This window comes from Vibrio sp. 10N.261.52.A1 (genome assembly GCF_002876325.1).
Classification (GTDB): domain Bacteria; phylum Pseudomonadota; class Gammaproteobacteria; order Enterobacterales; family Vibrionaceae; genus Vibrio; species Vibrio chagasii.
Window position 1 is genome coordinate 1 of sequence record NZ_MCYD01000945.1, and the last position, 2,717, is coordinate 2,717.

A 2,717-nucleotide genomic window follows, 5' to 3' on the forward strand; every position below is an offset into this window, starting at 1 on the left:
AATCTATGCAGGGATTTGAAAGCATTAGAAAATTATCTTTTCAGATCTCTTTCTCAGTCGCTAAGTGGTAATTAATTTGCTGAGTGACTTCCCTTTTATCTACCAACAGGTCAAAATTAGCGGTTAATTCTCCGTTTTTTATTAATTTTTTAGGAATCATCATGCTTGAAGCGATTGCGTTTCTTATTATCGGTCTAGGTTTTTTGGTGTGGAGTGCAGATAAGCTGGTTTACGGCGCCGCAGCTCTTGCTCGCAACTTCGGTATCTCACCATTAGTTATCGGTATGACGATTCTTGCAATGGGCTCTTCAGCTCCAGAAATGATGGTTTCTGCAACCGCTGCACTTGATGGCAAAACAGATACTGCGGTCGGAAATGTTTTAGGCTCAAACATTGCCAACATTGCACTAATTTTAGGTATCACTGCGCTTATCAAGCCGCTATCAATCAGCTCCGCTGTGATTCGCCGTGAACTACCACTCATGATTGGTGTCACTTTACTAGCTGGCGCACTGCTTTGGGATAACCACTTAGGTTTCTACGAAGGCGTATTGCTATTTGTTCTATTCGGTGCGTTTTTGTTTGCCATGCTGCAAATCAGCCGCAGTGAGAAAAAGAACGGCGATGCGTTTCTTGATGAACAAGAATCAGAGATTCCAGAGGGCGTTAGTAACCCGAAAGCTGCAATGTGGGTAGTAATTGGTCTTATCATCCTTCCTTTAGCCGCTGATATGCTGGTTGATAATGCCGTGATCATCGCTAAGTTCTTCGGCATGAGCGACCTTGTGATTGGTTTAACCATTATTGCCGTTGGTACGAGTCTACCTGAGCTTGCTGCATCACTTGCAGGTGTAATGAAAGGCGAAGACGATATGGCCGTGGGTAACATCATTGGCTCAAACGTATTCAACATTCTGGCTGTTATGGGTATTCCAGGCATCCTAAACCCTTCTATCTTGAGCGAATTTGCGATGGGTCGTGACTTCTGGGTAATGCTAGGTGTATCTCTGCTACTTGTTGTGATGGCGCTAGGTAAATCACGCAGTGTGAATCGTATTGAAGGTGGCGTGTTAATCGTGACGTTCGTGGCTTACCAAAGCTACCTACTAATGAACATGTCGGCTTAATTGTTGACTTAACTTTCCGTGCTTGGAGTATTTGATGTCTCAGCCATTTGATTATCGCAGTGTTGCCAAACAAGTTTTGGAAACTGAAGTTGCAGGTCTCACTCAATTGGACCAATATTTTAATGATGATTTTTGCAAAGCTTGCGACTTAATCCTAAACAACAAGGGTAAAGTGGTTGTGATGGGCATGGGTAAATCCGGTCATATCGGCAACAAAATCGCAGCAACGCTAGCAAGTACGGGTACATCAGCTTTCTTCGTTCACCCAGGTGAAGCGGCACACGGTGACTTAGGCATGATCGAACCGGGTGATATCGTGATTGCAATTTCGAACTCAGGTGAATCAGGTGAAATTCTTAGCTTGTTTCCTGTGTTGAAGCGTTTGAACATCAAGATCATCAGCATGACAGGTAAGCCTGCATCGAATATGGCGACCTTGTCTGATATCCATTTACAAATTTCGGTGCCGGAAGAAGCGTGTCCGCTAGGTTTAGCCCCAACAACCAGCACCACTGCTACCCTAGTAATGGGTGATGCATTAGCCGTTGCACTTTTACAAGCTCGAGGCTTCACGGCTCAAGACTTTGCCCTATCTCACCCAGGTGGCGCTTTAGGTCGTCAGCTACTATTGAAACTAGACGACATCATGCACACAGGCAATGCACTCCCTGTCGTTGCACCTGATGCTCTAGTAAGAGATGCTTTACTAGAGATATCTCAGAAAGGCTTGGGCATGACGGCCATCGTTGATCAGGATGGTCAAATGGCCGGTATTTTTACCGATGGTGATTTACGCCGTATCTTAGATAAACGCGTTGATATTCATAGCACTCAAATTGGCGATGTGATGACGCTAAACCCTACGGTTGCCGATCCGAACATGCTTGCGGTTGAGGGTTTAAACTTAATGCAAGCTAAAAGCATCAATGGCTTGATGCTATGCCAAGATGGCAAACTAGTTGGTGCTCTAAACATGCATGATTTATTGAAAGCTGGAGTAATGTAATGACACAGACAGTCGAAACTCTCTACGGCACTGTTGACTCAGATGTATTTGCTATCGCAAAAGACATCAAACTCCTAATTTGCGATGTAGACGGCGTATTCTCTGATGGTCGTATCTACATGGGCAACAATGGTGAAGAGCTGAAAACCTTTCACACTCGTGACGGTTACGGCATCAAATCACTGATGAACGCGGGCATTGAAATCGCAATCATCACAGGCCGTAAATCTCAGATTGTTGAAAATCGAATGACAGCTCTCGGTATCAAACTTATTTATCAAGGCCAAGACGATAAAGTTAAGGCTTACCAAGACATTTGCGATAAGCTTTCTGTTAATCCTGAGAACACTGGTTACATCGGCGATGACCTGATCGACTGGCCGGTAATGGAAAAAGTTGGCTTGAAGGTTTGTGTAGCAGATGGTCACCCGCTACTTGTACAGCGAGCAAACTATGTGACAACCATCAATGGTGGTCACGGTGCAGTACGTGAAGTCTGCGACCTTATTTTACAAGCAAGAAATGAACTCGACGTGCATAAAGGTTTAAGCATATGAGTTTTACTCGTATTATCTATTTAATAC

The 2,717-nt window shown here is 44.2% G+C and carries 3 protein-coding genes; all 3 read left to right on the top strand.

The window, feature by feature from the left end:
• The first annotated feature begins 161 nt into the window (after nucleotides 1-161).
• The 3 genes from BCT81_RS20505 to kdsC are packed head-to-tail and all read left to right on the top strand — an operon-like array spanning nucleotide 162 to nucleotide 2,690.
• The gene (locus tag BCT81_RS20505) at nucleotides 162-1,127 is read left to right on the top strand and encodes a calcium/sodium antiporter (RefSeq protein WP_008220425.1); all 966 of its coding nucleotides are present in this window, start codon (nucleotides 162-164) and stop codon (nucleotides 1,125-1,127) included.
• A gap of 34 nt (nucleotides 1,128-1,161) precedes the next feature.
• On the top strand, nucleotides 1,162-2,133 hold the full coding sequence (kdsD, locus tag BCT81_RS20510; RefSeq protein WP_102425639.1) for an arabinose-5-phosphate isomerase KdsD: 972 nt from the start codon (nucleotides 1,162-1,164) through the stop codon (nucleotides 2,131-2,133).
• Complete coding sequence (gene kdsC, locus BCT81_RS20515; RefSeq protein WP_102425640.1) at nucleotides 2,133-2,690, top strand: 3-deoxy-manno-octulosonate-8-phosphatase KdsC; 558 nt, start codon at nucleotides 2,133-2,135, stop codon at nucleotides 2,688-2,690. Before kdsD ends, kdsC begins: the two co-directional genes overlap by 1 nt.
• Nucleotides 2,691-2,717 lie beyond the last annotated feature (27 nt).